This is a genomic window from Clostridium hominis, assembly GCF_014287825.1.
GTDB lineage: Bacteria > Bacillota > Clostridia > Clostridiales > Clostridiaceae > Clostridium > Clostridium hominis.
In genome coordinates this window covers 1-24,603 of record NZ_JACOOO010000043.1, presented here as the reverse complement: position 1 = coordinate 24,603, position 24,603 = coordinate 1, and the positions used below count along the sequence as shown (strand labels likewise).

The following is a 24,603-nucleotide window of genomic DNA, read 5'->3' as shown; positions in this document are numbered from 1 at the left end:
AAAAGATGAATAAAAAATATAAGATAGGTGGAATGACTTGCTCTGCCTGCTCTAATAGAGTAGAAAGAGGAGTTAAGAAAATGGATGGTATTGTAGATGCCAATGTTAACCTAACAACAGAAACTTTAACAGTTAACTTTGATGAAAATAAATTGAATGAACAAGATATAGAGAAAAAAGTTAATGACTTAGGATATACAGTAGTTAAGAATACTAAAGTGCATACTTATAAAGTAGAGGGAATGACATGTTCAGCTTGTTCTAATAGAGTAGAAAGAGTTACTAAAAAGATAGATGGAGTAATTGATTCAGTAGTGAATTTAACAACTGAAAAATTAACTATAACTATTGATGAAGATTTAGTTACTTATGGAGATATAAAGAGAACAGTTGAAAAGGCTGGTTATAAGCTTATAAGAGAAGAAGAAGTAAAAGTTGAAAAGAAAAAGAAATCAGATAAAGAAAAACTTTTTATAAGATTTATAGCATCTATTATATTTACTTTACCATTACTTATAATAACTATGGGACATATGGTAGGGATGCCATTACCACATATTATTGATCCTATGATGAATCCTATGAATTTTGCATTAGTTCAGCTTGTTTTAACGATTCCGGTTATGATAATAGGATATAGATTTTATTATGTTGGGACAAAGAATTTAATTAAATTATCACCGAATATGGATTCTTTAATTACAGTAGGTACTATAGCTGCTTTTATATATAGTTTGTTTGGTACTTACAAAATTTATAATGGTGATAGCTCATATGCGATGCATTTATATTATGAGGCGGCTGTTACTATTCTTACATTAATAACTTTAGGTAAGTATTTAGAAGCGGTTTCAAAAGGTAAAACATCAGAGGCTATTAAAAAGCTTATGGGATTAGTACCAAAGACTGCAACTATAATTAGAGATAATAAAGAGTTAATTATACCGATAGATGAAGTTATTGTTGGTGATATAGTATTAGTTAAGCCAGGAGAGAAGCTACCTGTAGATGGGGAAGTAGTAGAAGGTTCTACAGCAGTAGATGAATCCATGCTTACTGGTGAAAGTATACCAGTAGAAAAGACTGTTGGAAGTAAGGTAGTAGGAGCAAGTATTAATAAAACAGGATTTATTAAATATAAAGCTACTAAAGTTGGTAAAGATACAGCCTTAGCACAGATTATAAAACTTGTAGAAGATGCTCAAGGGTCTAAAGCTCCAATAGCTAAAATGGCTGATATAATATCATCATATTTTGTCCCTATAGTGATAGGACTTGCGATATTTGCAGCAATAGCATGGCTTATAGCAGGTGAGACACCAGTATTTGCTTTAACTATATTTATATCAGTTCTTGTAATAGCTTGCCCTTGTGCGTTAGGTCTTGCGACACCAACAGCAATTATGGTTGGGACAGGAAAAGGGGCTGAAAATGGAGTTCTTATTAAAGGCGGAGAAGCTTTAGAAATAACTCATAAGGTAGACACTATAGTATTTGATAAAACAGGTACTATAACAGAAGGAAAACCTAAGGTGACAGATATAATAACAACAGATTATAGTAAAGATGAAATTTTAATTATTGCTGCAAGTGCAGAAAAGGGATCTGAACATCCTCTTGGGGAGGCTATCGTAAGAGAAGCCGAAGAAAGAGGTTTAGAATTTAAAGGAATCGAAAACTTTGATGCTATTCCTGGACATGGAATAAAAGTTAATATAGAAAATAAAACTATATTACTTGGTAATTTAAAATTAATGAAGGAAAACTATATAGAAGTTGGAAGTTTAGGTAAAGAATCAGATAGATTAGCTAATGAAGGTAAAACACCTATGTATATAGCTATAGATAATAAACTAGAAGGAATTGTAGCTGTTGCAGATACAGTAAAAGCAAGTAGTAAAGAAGCTATAGAAAACCTTCATAATATGGGAATAAAAGTTGCTATGATTACTGGAGACAATAAAAAAACTGCAGAAGCTATAGCAAAACAAGTTGGAATTGATATAGTGTTATCAGAAGTTTTACCAGAAGATAAGGCTAATGAAGTAAAGAAGCTTCAAGGAGAGAATAAAAAAGTTGCAATGGTTGGAGACGGAATAAATGATGCTCCGGCACTAGCCCAAGCTGATATAGGTATAGCGATTGGGACTGGAACAGATGTTGCTATAGAGTCAGCAGATATAGTTTTAATGAAAGGTGACTTAAGAGATGTTTCCACAGCTATTAAGTTAAGTAAAGCTACTATAAGAAATATAAAACAAAATTTATTCTGGGCTTTTGGATATAATGTTTTAGGAATTCCAGTAGCTATGGGAGTGCTTCATATCTTTGGAGGACCATTATTAAATCCAATGATAGCAGCTGCTGCTATGAGTTTAAGTTCGGTATCAGTGCTTGCAAATGCTTTAAGACTAAAAAGATTTAAAGCTTAATATAATAAATTATTAGGAGGAAGAGTTTATGTTAAAGAAAATATCAATTGAAGGAATGAGTTGTAATAAGTGTGTTGCACATGTAAAGGAAGCCTTAGAAGAGCTAAAAGATGCAAAATCAATAGAGGTGAATTTAGAAGGAAAATATGCTAATGTAGATACAACTTCTAATGATGAAGAAATTAGAGAAAAAATAGATGATGCAGGATATGATGTAATATCAATAGATAATTTATAATATTAGTAAAAAATAAGGTGAAAAAGAGAGTTAATAGCTTTGCAATAACTCTCTTTTTTTGTTTATAATAATATAGTTACTAATTTGTAAAAAATATAAAATTTTTTATATTAATATGGGGGGAAAATGATTAATCATTTAGAGAGAGGGTACTTTTTTGAGTTTGGGAAAAGTTTAGAAACTATAAAAAGAGTAGATGAAAGATTAAATAGGATAAGAGAAACTGGTTATTTTAAGGGAAAAAATAATCTAGATATATATTATGAAGCATATATGGTAGAAGGTGAAAAAGGAAGAATAGTAATAAATCACGGATTTTGTGAATGTTTAGAAAAATATAAAGAAATAATTTATTATTTTATAGAAGAAGGGTATTCAGTATTTGGAATGGAGCATCGTGGACATGGAAGGTCTGGACACTTAGGTAGAAAGTATAAAAGTCAAGTTGATATAGAAAAATTCGATTATTATGTTGAAGATTTTAAACTTTTTTTAGACCAAATTGTTAAAGAGGATGGAAAAATATTATATCTTTATGCACATTCAATGGGAGGCGCTATAGGGACGTTGTTTTTAGAAGCTTATCCTGGATATTTTAAAAAAGCTGTACTGAATGCCCCTATGATGCAAATAAATACAGGAAAATATTCTAACTTTGTAGCAGAAGTATTATCTAAATTTTATATTGCTATAGGAAAAGGTGATGAATATATATTAGGACAAAAAGGTTTTGAGGGGACTTATGATTTAGATGGTTCAGGAACCTCAGATACATATAGATATACCAATCATTTATCTTATCTAAAAGAAAATGAAGAGTGTCAAAGAGGTGGAGGATCTTTTAGATGGATAAATGAAGGAATAAAGGCTACAAGAAAGTTATTAAAAGAAGAAAATATCAAGAAAATAGATATTCCAATATTACTTTTTCAAGCTGGAAACGATACTTTTGTAGTAAATGAAGCTCATAATAAATTTAGAGATTTAGCTAAAAACTGTACTATTGTACTTATTGATGAAGGTAAACATGAATTATATCTTGAAAGGGATTCTATATTACATTCATATTTAGATAGAGTATTCAAATTTTATGAACTACCTTTAAGTTAAGCAAATCCCAGTAAAGATGAAAAATATTAAAAGCTTAAAAAATAAAAATTAGATAATGGCAAGTGGTAAATTAGAGACTAATTAATTTTCCATTTGTCATTTTTGATAATAAAACTATTATAGTATAAAAGACAAATTGATAGTTAAAATAAAGATAATAAATTTAATATACAATAAAGAGGTGGAGAAAAATTGATAGATATAGAAGATAGAAATGATGTGGCTAATTTAATTAGAGATAATAAAATGAGTATTATATATTTTACTGGGAGTGCATGTGGAGCATGTGAAGCTATAAAAGGAAAAATTGAAAATATATTAAATGAATATCCTAAAGTAGTTTGCAGAGAAGTTAATGGGGAAAAATACATTGATTTGGCAGCCGAGTACGGTGTTTTTTCATTGCCAATAATGTTACTTTTTATAGAAGGTAAAGAATTTTTAAGATTAGGACGAAATGTTAATTTGTTAGAGCTTAAAGGGGATATTGAAAGATATTATAATATGATATTTTAAATTTAAGTAATTGGAATAAATTTATAATATTTACTTAAATAGATTATTTATTTAAAAAATGATACAATTGTTATATAGGTAATTTTACACAAAGATAATAAATAAGGGTTACATAGGGAGAGAGGAAATTATGGTCAGTACAACTAAGAAAAATGCTAAAAGAACTAGCAAGGCTATTATTAGCGAAGAAATAATGTCTAAAGATATGGTTAATTGTAAAAATGAAGAGATTTTTGGCAACGGTTCCAAAAAAGATAATATAAAAGATGAAAAAGAAATCATTGAATTAGATGAGCAATTATTTCATGAGGGAACACATATTAGTTGCTATGAATTCATGGGAGCACATTTTATAAAACATAAAGAAAAAAATGGAGTTAGATTTACTACATGGGCGCCTAGGGCAAGCAAAATAACTGTAGTTGGTGATTTTTCTGAATGGGAGATTAGAAAAGAAAATGATCTGAATAAATATAATGAGCTTGGACTGTGGACAACCTTTATACCAGGATTAAAGGATGGAGAAAGATACAAGTTTGCAGTTACAAGTCTAGATGGCAGTAATACTGTTTTAAAATCAGATCCATATGCTTTTAAGTCAGAGTTACGACCAGATACAGCATCTGTTTTAGTTAAGCAAAGTAAATTTAGATGGGCAGACAAAAGATGGTTAAATAAAAGAGAAAAATGCGATATTCAAAGCAGTCCTATGAATATTTACGAATTACATTTAGGGTCATGGAGAAGGAAAAATGGAGAATTCATGACATATAAAGAAATAAGTGAAGTATTACCAGAGTATGTAATGGAGATGGGATATACCCATGTTGAAATTATGCCTCTTCATGAGCATCCACTAGATAAGTCTTGGGGATATCAAGCTACTGGATATTATTCTCCAACATCAAGACATGGAGATTCAATAGAACTTAAGGAATTAGTAAATAAATTACATAAGAACGATATTGGTGTAATTTTAGATTGGGTTCCTGGACATTATTGTAAGGATGAACATGGTTTAAGTTATTTCGATGGAACTGCAACTTATGAGTATCAAGATTATTGGAAGGCCAACAATGAAGGATGGGGAGCTTGGAATTTTGATCTTGGTAGATATGAAGTAAAGAGTTTCTTAATATCTAATGCTATGTATTGGATAAGAGAATTTCACGTTGATGGATTGAGAGTGGATGCAGTGTCAAATATGTTATATCTTAATTATGGACGTAGTGAAGGGCAATGGAGTCCCAATATTTATGGTGATAATGGAAACTTAGAAGCTATTAACTTTTTAAAGGAATTTAATGAAGTTGTTCATACAAATTTTCCAGGAGTAGTAACTGTGGCAGAAGAATCATCTACATGGCCAAAGATAACACATCCCGTAAATGAAGGCGGAATTGGGTTTGACTTTAAGTGGAATATGGGATGGATGAATGATACCTTAAGCTATATAGAGATGGATTCTATATATAGAAAATATCATCATAATAAGATGAACTTCTCTATGATGTATCAGTACTCAGAAAATTTTATATTACCAATCTCTCATGATGAAGTAGTACATGGAAAGAAATCATTAGTAAATAAGATGTTTGGAGATAACTGGTGCAAATATGCTGGTCTTAGATTATATGCAGCATTTATGATAGCTCATCCAGGTAAAAAGCTATTATTTATGGGAAGTGAATTTGGACAGTTTATAGAGTGGAGAGAGTATGAGCAGTTACAATGGCAAGTAATTGATCAATATGAAGTTCATAAACAAGTTCATAATTATTTTAAGGTTTTAAATAAATTTTATAAAGAAAATCCAGCATTATGGCAACTTGATAATAAAGAAGAAGGCTTTGAATGGATAGATGCAGATAATAGTGAAAAAAGTACATTATCATTTATAAGAAGAGGTAAAAATGAAGATGATATGCTAATATTTGTTTTAAACTTTACGCCTGTAACATATTATGACTTTGAGGTTAAGGTTCCAAAGGAAGGCGAGTATGTAGAAATATTAAATAGTGATAGCATAGAATTTGGAGGAAGTGGACAGACTTTAGAAAGGTCTGTATTTACTACTGAGGATAATGGTGATTCATTAAAAATAAAAATAAATGTACCTCCATTAGCAGTAACAGTATTAAGACCAAAACTTTAAAAATTGTGTATATGAGAATTACAATAGGGTGGTGTTTTAGTGGAAATACTGAATTATGTTGAAAAATTTGAGGTTGATGGAAATAAGCATGGTAGGTATGGGATAAAATTAAGTCCTATGTCAAATACCATAAGATTTACAGCTAAGTATGATAATGCTATATGTGCCTATGTTGTAGGAGATTTTAATAATTGGGAAAAGTCAGAGGAATTTAGGTTGAATTGGCAGCTTGATACTGAAGATAGTACATTAAAAATGATAAAAGATATAAAATTTGAGAATGGTTTAGAGGAAGGTCAATATAGATATAAGTATATTTTAGTTGATGGAGAAGGAAATGAAATATGGGTTGATAATCCATATGGAGGTAAAAATGGCTTTAAGTTTACGTGGGATAAAGTAGAAAGCTTTTTAGAAATATTATCATCAAATAAATATGTAACATATAAAGCTCCAGTAGAATTAGTAGGAAGAGTTGTTGAGCTTTATGATAAAGTATTTTTTCCGGAGATCAAGTGGTATTTAGAAAAAGATATAGAAGGTGTAAACTTAGAAGATTCATATTTATATGTTTCTGAAGAGGTAGAGGAAGGAACAGAAATCTTTATAATAGCTAAAACTTATGATAACAAATATGAAAGCCGAAAAAAAATTACTGTTTCTAAGAGTTTACCTGATCAAACATTGGTACATTTTCTTACCGATGATAATAAGTATATTGGAGAGAGCTTTTTATGGAATTGTTGGGCATTTCAAGATGGATATGGTTCGAAGGAAATAGACTTCAATGTAGAGACTGATTTTGGAGCTTCTGCATATATGCCTTATTATAATTTCATAATTAGGAAGAAGCAATGGGGAACTAATTGGGTAAACCAGTGGGCAGAGCAAAGCGCTACTTTTAATACTGGTAACATAGGAAATAACCTATATATTTTATACGGTATACCAAGCCCATATAATTCATTAAAGGAGGCTGTTATGGCCTGTGGAACTAAAATAAAGTTTGCGGTTATTGATAACGATAGAAAGATAAAAGCGTACTTAACTAGAGAGCCTCTACTAGGTGTTGACTTTCACCTTTATATAAATGGAGAGAAAATAGAGGAAGTAACAACTATAATAAGAGGAAGAGAAGTTATTTTAACTAATGTACCTAAGAATATTAAGCCTAATGATTTAGTAGTTGTAAGTCCTTCTAATATGTATAATCCTTGTAAAGTTACTATGAGAAGCTACTTAGATAAATATTATTATTCAAAAGAAATGGGAGTTTCATTCTTACCTGAAGATATAGTATTAAGGCTCTGGGCACCGACAGCATATAAAGTGGAAGTAGCTTTATACAATAATTATGATGATTTAAATAATAATTATTGCAGTATAGCGGAAATGGCGTATGATCAAAGGACTGGAACCCATTATGTTGCTATAGATAGAGAAAGTAATGAAGGTAAATATTATTTATATAAATTACATTTTAGAGATATAAACAATGATGGGGAAAATATAGATAGGATAAATTACGCTGTTGATCCATATGCTTCTGCGGTAGGTATTAACGGAGATAAAGGTGCTTTAATAGATATTAATAGCAGTGAATGTAAGCCTTTAGGATGGAGAGAAGATAAGAGCCCTGATATCAAGAAAAAGACTGACTCCATAATATATGAAATTCATGTAAGGGATTTTACAATAGATAAGACTTCAGGGGTAGCTGATGATTTAAGGGGGACCTACTTAGGGTTAGTAGAGGAAGGAACCTTTTACAAAGATGAAGTGACAGACAAGAAGGTAAGTACAGGAATTGATCATTTAAAGGAATTAGGGATAACTCATGTTCACTTACTTCCAACTTATGATTTTGGATCTGTAGATGAAAGATTTAAAGAGGTTAAAGAAAATAGAAACTGGGGATATGATCCGAAGAATTATAATGTACCCGAAGGTAGCTATAGCACAGATCCTTATAATCCAATATGTAGGATCAAGGAGTTTAGGCAGATGGTACAAGGACTCCATAAAAATGGAATAAGAGTAGTTTTAGATATGGTTTATAATCATATGATGAGTACTGAAAATATGGATAAGATTATTCCAGGTTACTATTTTAGAACTGATTATCTAGGAAGATACTCAAATGGTTCTGGATGTGGAAATGAGTTATGCACAGAAAGACCTATGGTTAGAAAGTTTATTTTAGACTCTTGCAATCATTGGATAAAGAATTACCATGTTGATGGGTTAAGATTTGATTTAATGGAATTAATGGATATAAAAACTACTAAGGAGATTGTAAGAAGAACTTCTAGAATAGATAAGAACTTTTTAATATATGGAGAACCTTGGAAAGGTGGCGACTCGCCAGTTAAGAATGGAACCTATAAAGGTTCTCAAAAGAAAGAAAACTTCTCAGTATTTAATGATACATTTAGAGATGCTATAAGGGGTGATAATTCACCATCTAGAGGATTTATAAATGGAGATCAGCATAATGGAATAAAGGCATGGAGTATTATTGAAGGATTAAAGGGGTCAATATATACAATAACTTATAATCCAGATGAAAGTATAAATTATATGGATGCTCATGATAATTATACTTTGTGGGATCAGATTGAAAAGACTCAAAACTATAATATTCAAGAAGGGTTATATAGACTTAATATTGGAAGTAATCCAATAGAAAATTATAATGTAAGACAGTATTTATTAGGAGCTTCGATATTATTTACTGCTCAAGGAATACCATTTTTCCAAGGAGGAGCAGAATTCCTTAGAACTAAGCAAGGAGATCATAATAGTTATAAGAGTAACGATAATATAAATAGTATTAAGTGGAATGATAAAGTAAGATACATTGAAGTTTTTGAATATTATAAAGGATTAATTAAAATAAGAAAAAAATATGATTTATTTAAGATGATATCTCCAGAAGAGATTAAAAAGAATTTAAGTATAAAGTTTGCTCATAATGACGATAAATCTGGAGTGATAATTTCTACTATTTCGAGCGAAGATAATAATGAGCAAATTATTATAATTTATAATGGAACTAGTATTGATAACTATAACGTAAATAATGAGGTAAAATTAAGTGGAAATAAGATTTGGAGTATAATAGCTAATAATAAATTAGCAGGAGTAGATACTATTGAAAAGATAGTTAATTCCAACATTCCTCTTATAAAATCATATTCTATAATGATTTTACATGGTATTAGCTCATAATAAAAAGAAGTTTAGTAAAGAAATATGCCTGTGGCAGAATGTAAATGTCACAGGCAACTTTTTTATTTTTCTTGGAAGCTTTGACAATGTGCTTCTGAATATATTTTTACGTCATCTCCACCTACGCTAATACAAGGAAGATCACATAAACTATTACAATTATATTTACAATTTTCAACTTTACAAATCAAAGCATCACATGAACCTGAAGCATTTGTATTATTAGTTAAATCGCTATAAAGATTCTTGTCTAAGAAAGATCCACAGCATGTATCTTCAGAGCAACAAGAATTTAGACCACCAATATTAACTCTATTTGAATAGCATACTCCAGATTTGTTATGTGAACAATTATTTACTGAACAATTTATTTCTGCCATATTAAACACTCCTTTTATTATTTAGAAAAATATCTATCAAGTAATCCTTTAAATGCTCTTCCATGTCTTGCTTCATCTTTACACATTTCATGAACTGTATCGTGAATAGCATCTAAGTTATTTTGTTTAGCTAAACTAGCAAGCTTTTTCTTTCCATCACAAGCTCCAAATTCAGCTTCTACTCTTGCACTAAGATTAGATTTTGTATCTGCAACAACAACTTCTCCTAGAATTTCTGCGAATTTTGATGCATGGTCAGCTTCTTCATAAGCGATTCTCTTATAAGCTTCAGCAACTTCTGGATATCCCTCTCTATCAGCAACTCTTCCCATTGCAAGATACATACCAACTTCTGTACATTCACCCATAAAGTTTGCTCTTAAGCCTTCTATAATTTCAGAATCAATACCTTCAACTATACCAACTCTATGTTCATCTGCCCATTGTAGTTCTCCCTTCATCTCTTCAAATTTACTAGCAGGAGCTTTACATATTGGACACACTTCTGGTGGAGCATCACCTTCATGAACATAACCACAGACTGTACAAATATATTTTTTCATTAAAATTTCCTCCCTTTATTTATTTTGTAAATAATAAAAGTTTCAACTGTAGTATTATTTGCTAACTTATATAAAATTATGTTTATTATAAATAAAATAAGAAATAGCTAAGCAATTGCTTAGCTATTTAAATTAATTATTAAGTTTTATATCATAAGTTGAATCAAGATTATCTAATTCATTATATATATTAGGAGATACAGGATAAGTAAAAGATTCTTTTACATAATCTAAAATAGTTGCATTATCAAAAGATTTATCATTAATAAATTGTTCTGTAAGTGTAGTTGTTATTATAGGTGTATTTAAATATCTATATCTTTGCCAAATCTCAGATGAGTTAAGAAAGAAATTTAGAAAATCTAAAGAGGCACTTATATTATTAGACTTATTTAGAATTGATATATATTTATTGTTAGAATAGGAAAATTTCATATCAAAATTTTTAATAGGGACTATTCCAATTTTATTTTTTAAGTTATTATCACGTTCTATAGATGAATAAATTAATGATAATGGCTCTATAGCTAGAGCTGATTTGCCGAGGAAAAATGGATGTGCTCCAGTTTTATCATAGTCATAATAATTTATATCAAAGATTGTATACATATCCCTCAAAGTAGACAGTGTATTAGTTAATAAAGAATTATAGTCAGAGTTTTTTATATTTAATAGGGATAATATAAATTCACCATCAGAAATAATAGTTGGTATTGAAAATGGAATTTTGTCTAAATTATCTGTTGAATATAGTTCATTTATAGAATTTAAATAGTTTTTTAATTCGTCTATATTATTAAAACCTTTAGGAAAATCAATATTTATACTTGTCAAAAAATCTTTTCTATATACCAATACTTCAGGATTTATATCGTAGGATACTCCATATAAGTTATTGTTATAAATGCCATTTTTTAATATACTATCAAAAAAATAATTTTCTTCATAGGTTTTAATATAATCATTTAAATCATATAATAATCCTTCTGTAGCTAAACTGTTAAAGTTATGAGAAGAGGAGATTATTATATCAGGATAAGACTGATTTAGAAGAGAAGTATTAATATAATTAGAAACTTTCAAATCGCTACCTTCTATAAAAGATAAATCTATTTTTATTGAAGGATTATATGATTCAAATCTTTTAATAGCTTTATCAAAATATAACTCTTCTTGAGTTAAAGATTCTTGAACCCAAATATTTAAAGTCGACGGCCTTTCAGTATTTATATCTAGAGGCTTGGACAAAAAAACAATAAATAAAACTGGTAAAAGCAGAATAATTGAAAATAAAAATAATTTATAAAATTTCATTAAAACACCCTTTTTCAAAACTGAATATTGTACCAAATAATAATGTAAAGGTTTAAAACAACCGAATATAGTACAATTCACACTGAATATTATTAATTTAATATATATTTATGAGATGATACAATAAATACATAAGATAATTATAAACAATGATGTAAATAATTACAATAATTTAGGTGTGAGGGGAGAAAGTTATGAAAAAGGTTAAAAAATTATTAGCTAGCGTTATGGTAATGATGTTAGGAGTAACAGCTATAGGATGTCAAAGTAAGGATGCAAGTGGGGAAGCAACTGAAAATTGGCCAACAGAAGCAGTAACAATAATTTGTCCATGGGCAGTAGGTGGATTAGCTGACCAAGTAAATAGGGCGATGTCTGAATACGGTAAAGAGTTATTAGGACAACCATTACTAGCAGATAATGTATTGGGTTCAGGTGGAGCAGTTGCATTAACTCAATATTTACAAGAAAAAGCTAATAGTCATAAGTTGATATTTGGTGGAGAAGGAAGCTTTGCGATAGCGCCTCTTACATCAGAAGTAGCATATAAATTTGAAGATTTTATTCCTGTAATTAACGTATATTCTTCTACATTTGTATTATCAGCAAACCCTAAGACTAATGTAGATAGTTTTAAAGCATTAGAAGAGTATGCTAAAAATAATGTAATAAAGGTTGCTACAAATGGTACTGCATCTTCTGAAGCAATGCAATGTGCGGCTTTATTAAATGAAATGGGAGCTAACTATCAGGTAGTGCCTTATGATGGAGCTAATGAAGCTTTAACTGCAGCAGTATCAGGAGAAGTTGATTTTGCAGTTACTCATGCATCTTTAGCAAGAGAGTTTGTTAAATCAGGTGATGTTAACCCTGTAGTTGCATTTGATGAAAAGAAGCTTGTTGATGAAGTTTACAATTTAGATTGCGTTGTTGATTATGGATATGATACTTGGATGACAAATGTTTGTGCAGTATTTATGAGAGCTGGTACAGATCAAGTTGTGGTTGATAAGATGTATGATGTTTTAAATCAAATACTAACAAATGAAAAATTCTTAGCAACTGCTGATAATATTGGAGTAAATATAGATATTAAAAATGGTGAAGAAGTTAAAGCTTATATAGACAGCTGCATGGAAAAAGCAGAAAAGTACGCTAAATTAGTTCAATAAGTTGAAGAGGCTGTTATTTATACAGCCTCTTATTTATAGAAAGAAGGGGATTATATGAAGATAAAGTTTAAACAAGACTTAGTAGGTGGAATAGTATTTTTAATAGTATCACTTGTTATTTGGTTTATGATGCCAAGTCAAATTAAAATAAATACTACTGATGCAATAAATTCTCAAAGCTTTCCGAGAGTTATTATAGGCTTAATGATGGTTTGTAGTATTTATTTAATTATAGTTCAAGTTATAAAGATTATAAAAAAGATACCAGTAAAAGAAGTAGAAATTGATTTAAAGCAAGAAGGAAAATGTATCCTTATGATAGGTATGATAGCTGCATATTGGCTAATGCTTCATTTCTTAACTTTTATGGCAGCTTCATTAATTTTTGCGGGAGCTATATTACTATTCTTTAAATGTAAAAATTGGAAGTATTATGGAGTAGTATTTACTAGTATTATAGTCATAACACTAGTGTTTCAAAATTTATTAGGAGTAAAATTACCATAAGGAGGCAATAAGATATGTTAGAAAATATAATGGCAGGGTTTCAAGAGTTTTTTTCTATAAGTAGCTTTATATATATGAATCTTGGGTTATTCCTTGGAATAGTGTTTGGATCAATTCCAGGACTTACAGTTATGCTTTGTTTAGTCCTATTTCTACCTATGACATATACATTAGGTGCTATTGATTCGTTTATGTTTTTGCTAGGAATTTATTGTGCAGGTAGTTATGGAGGATCTATTTCAGCTATATTAATTAAAACACCAGGAACTCCTCATGCAGCTGCAACTATGTTAGATGGACATCCTTTATCTAAGAAAGGATTTACTAAAAAGGCTTTAAATATAGCTCTTAAAGCATCTACATATGGAGGAATATTTAGTGCTTTAGTACTTTTATTTTTAGCTCCTCAAGTTGCAAAAGTAGCTATGAAGATGGGATCACCTGAATACTTCTTAATATGTACCTTTGGCTTAACTATTATTGCAGGGGTAAGTGGCAAGAGTTTAGTAAAAGGTATAATAGCAGGATGCTTAGGGCTATTTGTTTCTTTTATAGGAATGGATGCTATGAGTGGTAATACTATGCGTTTCTGCTTTGACAATGTCTATTTATATGGTGGCTTTGATTTAGTTATTGTTCTTATTGGATTATTTGCTTTAGTAGAAATAATAAATCGTGGAAAATATAAAAAAGATGATTCTATGTTAAGTAAGTCTAATGATGCTGTAGAAACACTTAAACATTTAGATGATGGAAAATTTACTAAGGAAGAACGTAAACGTATGAGAATGCCAAAGTTTATTTCTTCTTTAATAGGTGTAATTGTTGGTATAATTCCAGGGACAGGAGCGGCTATGGCATCTTTCTTAAGTTATGATGTTGCTAGAAAAATGTCTAAGCATCCAGAGGAGTTTGGAAAAGGATCTATTGAAGGTGTTGCAGCAGCTGAATCCGCAAATAATGCAGTAACAGGAGCAACTTTAATACCATTATTAACTTTAGGTATACCTGGAGATGGTGCAGTTGCAATTATGCTTGGAGCGCTTATGATTAATGGATTAACTCCAGGACCAAATCTTTTTGCAGATCATGGAACAACAGTTTATGCAATTATGATTGGATTAATATTTGTAAATTTATTTATGTATATACAAGGGAAGTATTTAACTAACCTTTTTGCAAAAGTTGTTAAGATTCCAACTGAGATTTTGACTCCTATAATAGTAGTTTTCTGTTTTGCAGGGGCTTATTCAATTAAGGATTCTTTATTTGATGTAGGTATATCTATTGTATTTGCTATTATTGCGTACCTTATGAGTAAATTAGATTTTCCGACTATTCCAATACTCTTGGGATTAGTGCTTGGAGGATTAACTGAAAAGAATTTCCGTCGTACATTAATGATTTCAGATGGAAGCTTAAGTGTATTCTTTACACGTCCATTTTCAATAGTGTTTATTTTATTAATAATAGCGGTAGTAGCTATGATAGTAAAAACTAATATTAAAAACGCTAAAGCAGCTAAGCTGGAAGAAAAAGTAGAGGTATAAATAAAGGAGAGAATTTTTATGAGTAGACCAAACATTATATTTTATTTTTCAGATCAACAAAGATGGGATACAATAGGAGCTTATGGACAAGAGTTAGATATAACTCCTAATTTAGATAAATTAGCAGAAGAAGGGGTAGTTTTTGAGGAAGCATATACAGCACAACCTGTATGTGGTCCATGTAGAGCTATATTCCAAACAGGAAAATATCCAATTCAAACAGGATGTTTTAGAAATAATATTGAATTACCAAAAGATATTAAAACAGTTGCAGATTACTTTAATGAAGGTAATTATGAAACTGCATATATAGGTAAGTGGCATTTAGCAAGTGATGGAGAACTAGAAAAAGAACCAACTATTGACTATACAATAACAGCAATTCCACCAGAAAGAAGAGGAGGATATAAAGGCTTCTGGCGTGCTTCAGATGTTTTAGAGTTTACTTCACATGGATATGATGGATATGTGTTTGATGAAAATATGAATAGATGTGAATTTAAAGGATACCGTGTAGATTGTATTACAGATTATGCTTTAGAATTCTTGGATGGATATAATGGAGAAAAGCCATTCTTTATGACAATTTCTCATATTGAGCCACATCATCAAAATGATAGAAATAGATACGAAGGACCTGATGGATCAAAAGAAATATATAAAGATTGTAAGCTACCAGGAGATTTAGAAGCTTTAGGTGGAAATGCTAGAGAAGAATATCCAGATTATTTAGGATGCTGCAAGAGTCTAGATAATAATTTAGGTAGATTAGTAGAAAAATTAAAGGCTAAAGGGATATATGAAAATACTATAATAGTATATGCTTCAGACCATGGTTCTCACTTTAAAACTAGAAACACAGATGAGCATCTAAATGGCTATGATGATTATAAACGTTCTTGTCATTCAGGTTGTTTACATGTTCCATTAATAATAGCCGGGCCTGGATTTAGAGGCGGCAAGAGGGTTAAAGATTTAGTAAGTACAGTAAGCCTTCCAAAGACATTCTTATCTATGGGAGGAATTAATGTAGGAGATGCTATGGTAGGAGAAGATTTAAAAACTGTAGCTGATGGGCAAACTGAAAATCGTGTAAATGAAATATTCGCACAAATAAGTGAAAGCCGTGTAGGTAGATGTGTTCGTACGGAAGATTATTTATATAGTGTATATGCACCAAATAAAAATGGTGGAGAATATGCTGGAAGTGATTTATATGAAGAAGATTTCCTATACGATATTAAGAATGATCCACATGAGTTAAATAATCTAGTAAGAGATGAAAGATATAAAGAAATACGTGCTGAGTTAGCAGATAAGCTACGTAAACATATGGTAGAGGCTGGAGAAAAGGATCCAAAAATAATATCAGCAAGAGAGTGTATAACAAATTAGATAAATAAAGAATAGCTATGCAGATTAATCTGTATAGCTATTCTTCATTTCTATTTAAGTATTATTTAAAAGTTAGGTGTATTATTATTGATCAAGATACTATCTATATAACTTCATATATTCACTTGGAGATATTCCAGTTTTTTTTCTAAAGACTCTATTGAAATAACTAGTGTTTTGATAACCTATTTCATATGATATTTGAGTTAAAGTTAAGTTTGTATCTCTGATTAACTCTTTGGATTTATCAATACGTAAAGTTGTAATATAGTCGTTTATTGTTGAGTTTGTTTCAGCTTTATAAATATCACAAAGATAATTTTTGTTTATAAAAAATTTATCAGCTATATTAGAAAGAGAAATGCTGGTAGCAAAGTTTTCTTCAATATAAGTATTTATTCGCTTTATTATTTCAGTATGTTTTTTATTATGATTAATATTAGACTTAATTATTTCATCTATAGTTGAATTAAACCAAGTAATAGCTTCTTGTAATGTGCTTATTGAGTTAACTGTAGCGCTATTTGTATATTTACTATCCTTTAAGCCTTTATCTATAGATCCTAAGGTATCTAGAGTATATTCTATAAAGAAAAATAATTCTCTTAAAATATCTTGCATATAGGTTACAGGGATAGGAGAAGAAAGCTTTAAAATTGTTGATACATATTCTTTTAATACATCATACTGTTGCAATTCTAGATAATTTCGTATTTTTGTTTTATCAATACTAAAATCTAATTTAACAGATTCAATATTAATGTTTTTAGAATTATATAAAGATGTTTTTTGGGAATCTTGAGTGATTCTTTTTAAAGTATCGCAAAGATCATCAATATCTATAGATGCTTTAAGTAGATAATCACTTGCTCCATTTTTCATACTTTCTCTAACATAATCGTAATCATCATGACTGCTTAATACTAGAATTAAAATATGTGGATAAAGTTCTTTTATTTTTTTAGTAAGTGTTACACCATCCATAATTGGCATTTTAATATCAGTAATAACTATATCAGGTGATATTGTTTTAAGTTTTTCTAAAGCATCTTCTCCATTCAGCGCATCCCCTATGATATTTATTCCTTTAGCAGACCAATCTGTCATATTTTTAAAACCATTACGAAGAAGTTTTTCGTCATCAACAATCATAATTTTCATAAATATTACCCCTTTATAATTTAATCTTAAGTGTAACTGAAGTTCCAAGTCCAATTTTACTTTCGATTCTCAGTCCATAATTATTTCCATAGTACATTTTTAATCTATCGTTTACATTACCAATACCAATATTATTAAATCCAGACTTTTTATCTTTACTGGAGTTATTTAAAAGCTTGTCTACTGTTTCGCCATTCATACCAACACCATTATCAAGTACTTCTATATATAAATCATTGTCTTTTGTATATGCAGAAATAGTTATTATTCCAGGTTTACCTAAAGGTTCTATTCCGTGAAATATTGCATTTTCTATAATAGGTTGCAGAACAAGACAAGGGATTTTCGTAGAGTAAAAAGTATTTCTAATATTATAATTTACAGTAATACTATTACATGTTCGTATATTTTGAATATATAAGTAGTTTTTAATATTGCTCAATTCTTCTTCAAGTGTAACAAGTTCATCTATATTTCTTAATGTTTGCTGAAGAAGTTTCACTAAAGATGTTATTGTTGGCTCTATTAAATTATATTGTTTTGTCCATACTAAACACTTAATAGAATTTAAGGTATTATATAAAAAATGAGGATTGATTTGCATTTCTAATGCATGAAGTTCTGCTTTACGTCTATTTTCATTTTCAAGTATTAATAAATCAATTGTATTATCCACTTCAGATATAAGTTGTTCATAACCAGTAATTACATCGGTGAAAGTGGGAGTTTGAGCTTGATAAGTAGAGAGCTCTTTATTTATAAATTTCAATTTCATCTTCAGTAAAAGTTCTTGTAGTGGTTTATAAATTCTAATTGCAGTGATAATAACTCCGATTATTATAAGAATAATGCAGAAGATAGCACTAATAATTAAGCTTCTTTTTAACACATTAAATTCTTCTTCTAAATTAGATCTTGGAATTAGCTTTATTATAGTCCAATCACTTACAGATGAATTCTGACTTATGTAAATATAATCGGTATTGTTAAAGTTGTAGTTATACAGAAGATTGTCCTTTTCCATTGGAATAAAAGCTTCTGTAGGGTCTAGTGATAAAGAAATGTTTCTATCGCTAGATGATATTATATTGCCATCACCATTACATATAAATAAATTTTCATTATTATTTACTACATCTTTGTAAACAGCGTAAAAGTACTTTTCGCTAACTTCGATAATTATTGTTCCATATATAGAATTAGTAAGATTATTTATTAGAGGTTTTGTTGCTACAATAACTGCTTCATTACGATTTTGAGTAAAATAACTTCTATCAAAAATAAACCAGCTGATTTCATCGTAATTAATCATGGCCTCTTTGAACCAATAACTATTATGTATACTACTGGAGCTCAAACGAGGAGAGTTATTACTAGTAGTAAAAATGTTACCATTGGATCCCAGAAGTATAACATCGCAATTAATCCAGTTTAATGAAGCTACATATTTTAAGATATCGTTTTCAAAAGTTTTAGTATTTTTTATTCTAGAATATTCAGAATCATAAATTTGAGTTAAAAAGTCCTCTGCTATTAAATTATTATTGTATGCATTTATAATTGAATTAATCTGATCTGTAACTTTAGATAGATTTTGATCAACTTGATTTAAGGTATCAATGTTAGTTGAAATAATTTTTTTTTCTATACTTTCTTTGTATGTATTATAACTAGTAGAGCTCCAAAACAATAATGGAATTAATATTACAACAACTATAAGGAGTATAAGTTTTAGTAAAATACTGTCTTTTATATTTGTTTTCATAATAACCTCAAGATAAAAATATAAATATATATAAATTATATTATATCATATTAAAGTAATATATTCCAAATATAAGAAATGAAGTGATTGTACAAATGTAGGTAATACTTTACAGAAAGTTTACAAAATATTCTATATAGAATACAATTATTATATAATTAAAAATATTATTTTGAGATGAGGAGAAAGATGTGAAGAATAAAGTAGATGGTAAAGAAAAAAAGCTGTTATATAAGATATGTCTTTGGATAGGACTAGCTTTAATTATTTATTATATAGGATTAAGATTGATATCTGGATTTGTAGCTTTTTCTAGTATGTTTTGTTTATTAGGGATTATTCTTTTTATATATGGATTTATAGAACTCAAATTTAAGGTTAATATATGGGGAAGAATACCGAAGCTTCTAAAAAGGATTATTATAGTTTTATTTTTTATAGGGATGAGCATATTCATAATTATAGAGGGAGTTATTATTTATAATGGACATCATTATGATAAGGAAAGACCGGATTATCTTATGGTATTAGGAGCTGGGCTTAGAGGAAGTAAGATAAGTACTTCTCTTCTATACAGATTAGAAACTGCTGTAGAGTATAATAAGCTTTATCCAGATGTAAAGATAATAGTTTCTGGAGGGCAAGGACCTGATGAAGATATAAGTGAAGCAAAGGCAATGAAGGATTATTTAATAAGCAAAGGGATAGATGAAAGCTTAATAATAAGTGAGGATAAATCTACTAACACATATGAAAATTTCTTATTTACAAAAAAAATATTAGAAGATGAAACCGGAGAAGAGGACTTTACTGTTACAGTAATATCAAACAACTTTCACATGTATAGGGCTAAATATTTAGGTAAACAAGTGGGATTTGAATGTTTAGGATATCCAGCACCATCTCATGCAGCATCAAGTTTTATATTTTATACAAGAGAGTTTTTCGGTGTGATAAAAGCCTATATTTTCAAAAGATAATTTGAATTTGATATTAAATATAGTTTAAATACGAAAAGAGGAGGCTTTAATTATCGAAGCCTCTTTTTGTATATTAATAATTATAATAGTGTTATCGATAAATGAAAATAATATATATAAATACATTAATAGAAAAGAGGAACAAAAGATATGAGATTAGGTGTAATATCAGATACACATGGCTTATTAAGAGATGAGGTAATAAGTAAACTTGAGGGATGTGACTACATAATTCATGCAGGAGATATAGGTGGAGAAGAAGTATTTGAAAGATTAAACAAAATAGCTAGGACTTTTGTTGTAAGAGGAAATAATGATGGTGATAGTTGGGGAATTAAATTACCATGTTATAAAGAGATAGAGATGGACCAAGTACTTATGTATGTAGTTCATAAAAAAGATGATATACCTTTTGAATTAAGGGAAGTGGATCTTGTAATATATGGACATTCTCATAAATATAGTGAAGAGAAAAAGGATGAAGTAATTTATTTAAATCCAGGTTCTTGTGGTAAAAAACGATTTTCTTTACCATTAACTATGGCCATAGTTGAAGTTAATCTTGATAGAATAGATATAACTAAAATAGATTTGGAAGGATAGATTATGTTATATTATTATAATAAAGTGTTATAATGGAAAAAAGAGTATTATAGGGGGAGAGTATGATAAAAGAGATAAATGAAAAGTTAATTAAGCTTAAAGAAGAAATAGTATTAAAGAAAATATTAGATAAAAAATTGAAAAATTTAAGTTTGCAACTTGAAAAAGATAAAAGTGAGTTATATGAACTTGAAGTTAATTTAAAAAAAGAATATAAAGATGTAGAAAAATTAAAAAAGTTATCTTTTGCTAGTATATTAGCTACTGTTATGAGTAACAAGGATGAAAAACTAGAAAAAGAGCAACAAGAATATATAATGGCTAAGATTAAGTATGATGAGTTCAGTTCGAAGGTAGAGTTGTTAAAAGAAAATATTGAAAGTATAAAATCTAGACTGGAAACTTTAAAATATTGTGAAAATGAATATAAAGCATTATTAAACAAAAAGTTAGAATTAATAAAATTATATGGAGATCAAGATAAAAAGGTTAAATTATCAAAGATAGAAGAAGAAATAGAGAAAATGTTATTAGAGAAAAAAGAGATAGAAGAAGCAGAGAGTGCGGGCAAAGATTTATTAAGAACAGCCAATTTAGCTAAGGATTCATTGAATAGTGCAAAAAATTGGGGAATATTTGATATAGCTGGAGGAGATATGCTTTCATCTATAGCTAAGCATAATAAAATTAATGAAGCTGAAGCTCAATTTAGAAGAGTATCTACTTTAATTAATAGATTTAATAAAGAGTTAGGCGATATTCAATTTGAGGGATTATCTTTTTCCACAACAACAATAGCTTTTGATATATTTTTTGATAATATATTTACAGATTTTTCAGTACAAAATAAGATAAATAGCTCTTTAGATAACATAAGAAATCTAATAAGAAGAGTTGAAGAGATTTTAGCTGCTTTAAATAGTAAAAAAGTAAGCATAAATTCAAGGATATCAAATTTGAGAAAAGACTATGATAGTATAATTGAGAGTATTTAAATATATATAATAATGAGAGGTATATACTGATGAAAAGAAATATAAGTCTAATGATAAAGCCTTCTTCAAGTAAATGTAACTTGAAATGTAAGTACTGCTTTTATCATTCAATAGCTGATGCACGTGATGTAAAAGATTATGGATTTATGAGTAAGGAAACTTTGAGAGAAATAATAAATAAGGTAGATGATTATTGTGATGGCGGTAATTGTAATATAGGCTTTCAAGGAGGAGAGTCATTACTAGTAGGATTAGATTTTTATAAAGAATTAGTTAATTGTACAAAGGAAGCTAATAATAAAACAAAATTTAACTACCATATACAAACTAATGGAACACTAATAAATGATGATATTGCTAAGTTTTTAAAAGAAAATAATTTTTTAGTAGGAGTATCATTAGATGGAACAAAAGATATCCATAATTTAAATAGAGTAGATTCTTTAAATAGAGATTCTTTTAATAGTGTGATGAAGGGAATAAATGTTTTAAAGAAATATGATGTTGATTTTAATATACTTATAGTTGTTACTTCGGCATTATGCAAGAAAATAGAGAGTGTATATAAGTTTTTAAAGAAAAATGACTTTAAATATTTGCAATTTATACCTTGTCTTGACCCATTAGAAGCTGAAAATGGACAAACTTATAATTATTCATTGAAGGTAGAAGAGTATTCAAAGTTTTTACTTAATTTATTTAATTTATGGTACAAAGATGCTATGGAAGGGAATTATATAAGCATAAGATATTTTGATAATATATTGTCTCTATTCTTAGGACAAGATTATGAATCTTGTGATATGAGAGGAGTGTGCTCTTGCCAGCATATAATTGAAAGTGATGGTTCAATGTATCCTTGTGATTTTTATACTTATGAAAAATATTCAATAGGAAATATCCTAGAAGAAAGTTTTGATGAGATACATAATAAAGATGAGACTATAAACTTTATGAAAGAATCGTTAAATAAAAATCCAAAGTGTAGTATTTGTAGATTTGAAAATATATGCAGAGGTGGATGTAGAAGACATAGAGAAAATAGTGAAGATAAAAGTAATTATTATTGTCAGGCATATTATGAGTTTTTCTCAAAAACATTAGAGAGATTCCAAATTGTAGCTAATAAATTAAGAAGATAGAATAAAAAGAGCTAAAGTTAACAATTGTATAGTCAATAAATAAAGAGAACCGAAAGGTTCTTTTTTGATATATTTTTTTATATTAAGGGAATAATTAAAATAATAAAATTAAGTATAGGTAAATTATAGGAAATAAAGGAGTACAAAGATGAAAGAACTTATAGGTGCCTTAAGAAGAAATTCTATTATAAAGTCTCTTATGGATGAATTTAAAAAGGATTTTGAAGATGCCTATTATGATGTAAGTATTCAAGAAAAAGAAATGATGATTGAATATAGAGATGTTATATTTAGGAAATGGTTATATTCACCATTAAGAGGGGGCACCTATTTAACACCTAACTACATAATAAATAATATTTCACAACAAATATATCCTGGGGATTACTGTGTTATGCCATGTGTTAAAGTAAAGTTAGATATTAATGGAAGCCTAAGGTTTTATAGAAAATTTCGTTACCATTCATATAATAATAGTCCTGTAATTGATGAGTTAGAATTATTGATAAGTTTTTTGAATCCAACAATAATAGTAAGAGATGAAAATAAATATGTTATTGATGGTGGTGAATTATTAGTAAAAAAATTAAATATTCAAAGTGATTATTATATTGAATATCTTATAGAAGTAGGTACGAGACTAGGGATATTAGAACTAATGAAATCTATAGGATGTAGATGCTATAAGTTAGGAAAATATTATTATAATTATACGGAATTATCTATAGAAGAAAAAATTAAACGATTAATTAAGAGTAGTATAGATATAGTTAAAGATAATATAAGTGAAATTATAGAGTTCGATAGCAGAAACACTGTATTAGATCTTTTAGATAATGGAATAACTGAAGAGAAAATTTTTAAAATGATGGATTCAACTTTAAAAGATACTATAGAATCACCGAAAGATATATCAGATCCTTTAAAAGTTGATAAAGAATCAGTTCTTAGTATTGCAGAAGAAATATTAGGTGATGAGATAAGTTATTGGTTTATTAGAAGAGAAGCAGGAATTTACTTAGATACTTATTTAACGTGTATTTTAGGCTATTACTTAGGATTAATAGACCCAATTTATGATCAGTTATTTTTACCTAAACTATTTATTGATTTAATAAGTCATACTGACAATCCTTTAGATAGATTATCATTTATGTTTATTATGGAGCTAGGACATAATTTAACGAAATTTGGAGAAGGAATTATTATGGATCAAAAGAAAATAAAGAAAAATGAATTTAAAGCGTTGGTTCCTAAAAATATAAAAGAGTGTATTAAAGAGTATAGAGATAAGAAGAGTAGTATTTTGTATCATTTAAATGAGTATAATAGTTAAATGTAAAAAAATAGATTATTCATAGGTAAAAGCAAGGAGTTTTTTTATAAAAAGAGCT

The 24,603-nt window shown here is 28.7% G+C and carries 20 protein-coding genes; 15 read left to right on the top strand and 5 right to left on the bottom strand.

Translation table 11 applies throughout. The features are described from left to right. The first annotated feature begins 5 nt into the window (after positions 1 to 5). From H8S20_RS18005 to pulA, 6 genes are all read left to right on the top strand, one after another. Positions 6 to 2,432 carry a heavy metal translocating P-type ATPase gene (locus H8S20_RS18005; RefSeq protein ID WP_186860995.1) on the top strand — a complete coding sequence of 809 codons (2,427 nt, stop codon included), beginning with the start codon at positions 6 to 8 and terminating at the stop codon, positions 2,430 to 2,432. Between the two features lie 28 nt (positions 2,433 to 2,460). Beyond that, the gene (locus tag H8S20_RS18000; RefSeq protein WP_186860994.1) at positions 2,461 to 2,670 is read left to right on the top strand and encodes a heavy-metal-associated domain-containing protein; all 210 of its coding nucleotides are present in this window, start codon (positions 2,461 to 2,463) and stop codon (positions 2,668 to 2,670) included. Between the two features lie 126 nt (positions 2,671 to 2,796). Next, entirely contained in the window at positions 2,797 to 3,780 is a 984-nt protein-coding gene (locus H8S20_RS17995) for an alpha/beta fold hydrolase (protein ID WP_186860993.1), read from the top strand. Positions 3,781 to 3,972: 192 nt separating this feature from the next. Then, entirely contained in the window at positions 3,973 to 4,296 is a 324-nt protein-coding gene (locus H8S20_RS17990) for a thioredoxin family protein (RefSeq protein WP_186860992.1), read from the top strand. Between the two features lie 205 nt (positions 4,297 to 4,501). After that, positions 4,502 to 6,451, top strand: a complete 1,950-nt coding sequence (glgB, locus tag H8S20_RS17985) for a 1,4-alpha-glucan branching protein GlgB (RefSeq protein WP_186861008.1) — start codon at positions 4,502 to 4,504, stop codon at positions 6,449 to 6,451. A 39-nt stretch (positions 6,452 to 6,490) separates the two neighbouring features. Further along, positions 6,491 to 9,682, top strand: coding sequence for a type I pullulanase (gene pulA, locus H8S20_RS17980; protein WP_366456583.1), 3,192 nt, complete (start codon positions 6,491 to 6,493; stop codon positions 9,680 to 9,682). A gap of 62 nt (positions 9,683 to 9,744) precedes the next feature. Here pulA and H8S20_RS17975 read toward each other — a convergent pair whose 3' ends face one another. From H8S20_RS17975 to H8S20_RS17965, 3 genes are all read right to left on the bottom strand, one after another. Further along, positions 9,745 to 10,062, bottom strand: coding sequence for a DUF1540 domain-containing protein (locus tag H8S20_RS17975; RefSeq protein ID WP_032117753.1), 318 nt, complete (start codon positions 10,060 to 10,062; stop codon positions 9,745 to 9,747). A 17-nt stretch (positions 10,063 to 10,079) separates the two neighbouring features. Continuing rightward, positions 10,080 to 10,625, bottom strand: coding sequence for an NADH peroxidase (locus H8S20_RS17970; RefSeq protein WP_032117754.1), 546 nt, complete (start codon positions 10,623 to 10,625; stop codon positions 10,080 to 10,082). Between the two features lie 132 nt (positions 10,626 to 10,757). Continuing rightward, on the bottom strand, positions 10,758 to 11,939 hold the full coding sequence (locus H8S20_RS17965; protein ID WP_186860991.1) for an ABC transporter substrate-binding protein: 1,182 nt from the start codon (positions 11,937 to 11,939) through the stop codon (positions 10,758 to 10,760). Between the two features lie 194 nt (positions 11,940 to 12,133). On the opposite strand from H8S20_RS17965, the gene H8S20_RS17960 reads away from it, so the two are divergent. From H8S20_RS17960 to H8S20_RS17945, 4 genes are read left to right on the top strand one after another with little or no spacing between them, the layout of a single operon-like run. Further along, positions 12,134 to 13,111 (top strand): tripartite tricarboxylate transporter substrate binding protein, encoded by a 978-nt coding sequence (locus H8S20_RS17960; RefSeq protein ID WP_186860990.1) that lies wholly within the window; start codon positions 12,134 to 12,136, stop codon positions 13,109 to 13,111. A 54-nt stretch (positions 13,112 to 13,165) separates the two neighbouring features. Then, positions 13,166 to 13,618 (top strand): tripartite tricarboxylate transporter TctB family protein, encoded by a 453-nt coding sequence (locus tag H8S20_RS17955; RefSeq protein WP_032117757.1) that lies wholly within the window; start codon positions 13,166 to 13,168, stop codon positions 13,616 to 13,618. Positions 13,619 to 13,632: 14 nt separating this feature from the next. Beyond that, complete coding sequence (locus H8S20_RS17950) at positions 13,633 to 15,168, top strand: tripartite tricarboxylate transporter permease (RefSeq protein WP_186860989.1); 1,536 nt, start codon at positions 13,633 to 13,635, stop codon at positions 15,166 to 15,168. A gap of 18 nt (positions 15,169 to 15,186) precedes the next feature. Beyond that, positions 15,187 to 16,563, top strand: coding sequence for a sulfatase family protein (locus H8S20_RS17945; protein ID WP_186860988.1), 1,377 nt, complete (start codon positions 15,187 to 15,189; stop codon positions 16,561 to 16,563). Between the two features lie 99 nt (positions 16,564 to 16,662). Here the strand turns inward: H8S20_RS17945 and H8S20_RS17940 are convergent, their stop codons facing one another. Further along, positions 16,663 to 17,724 carry a response regulator transcription factor gene (locus tag H8S20_RS17940; RefSeq protein ID WP_186860987.1) on the bottom strand — a complete coding sequence of 354 codons (1,062 nt, stop codon included), beginning with the start codon at positions 17,722 to 17,724 and terminating at the stop codon, positions 16,663 to 16,665. 13 nt (positions 17,725 to 17,737) lie between these two features. Continuing rightward, a complete protein-coding gene (locus H8S20_RS17935) occupies positions 17,738 to 19,489 on the bottom strand; it encodes a sensor histidine kinase (RefSeq protein ID WP_186860986.1) in 1,752 nt (583 codons plus the stop codon). Between the two features lie 191 nt (positions 19,490 to 19,680). Here H8S20_RS17935 and H8S20_RS20850 point away from each other — a divergent pair, with 191 nt between their 5' ends. From H8S20_RS20850 to H8S20_RS17910, 5 genes are all read left to right on the top strand, one after another. Next, complete coding sequence (locus H8S20_RS20850) at positions 19,681 to 20,469, top strand: YdcF family protein (protein WP_186860985.1); 789 nt, start codon at positions 19,681 to 19,683, stop codon at positions 20,467 to 20,469. 150 nt (positions 20,470 to 20,619) lie between these two features. Continuing rightward, a complete protein-coding gene (locus H8S20_RS17925) occupies positions 20,620 to 21,072 on the top strand; it encodes a metallophosphoesterase family protein (protein WP_186860984.1) in 453 nt (150 codons plus the stop codon). 62 nt (positions 21,073 to 21,134) lie between these two features. Beyond that, positions 21,135 to 22,067: a hypothetical protein gene (locus tag H8S20_RS17920; RefSeq protein WP_186860983.1), complete on the top strand. Its 933-nt coding sequence runs from the start codon at positions 21,135 to 21,137 to the stop codon at positions 22,065 to 22,067. Positions 22,068 to 22,096: 29 nt separating this feature from the next. Then, a complete protein-coding gene (locus tag H8S20_RS17915; RefSeq protein WP_186860982.1) occupies positions 22,097 to 23,209 on the top strand; it encodes an anaerobic sulfatase maturase in 1,113 nt (370 codons plus the stop codon). 148 nt (positions 23,210 to 23,357) lie between these two features. Beyond that, entirely contained in the window at positions 23,358 to 24,545 is a 1,188-nt protein-coding gene (locus tag H8S20_RS17910; RefSeq protein WP_186860981.1) for a hypothetical protein, read from the top strand. Positions 24,546 to 24,603 lie beyond the last annotated feature (58 nt).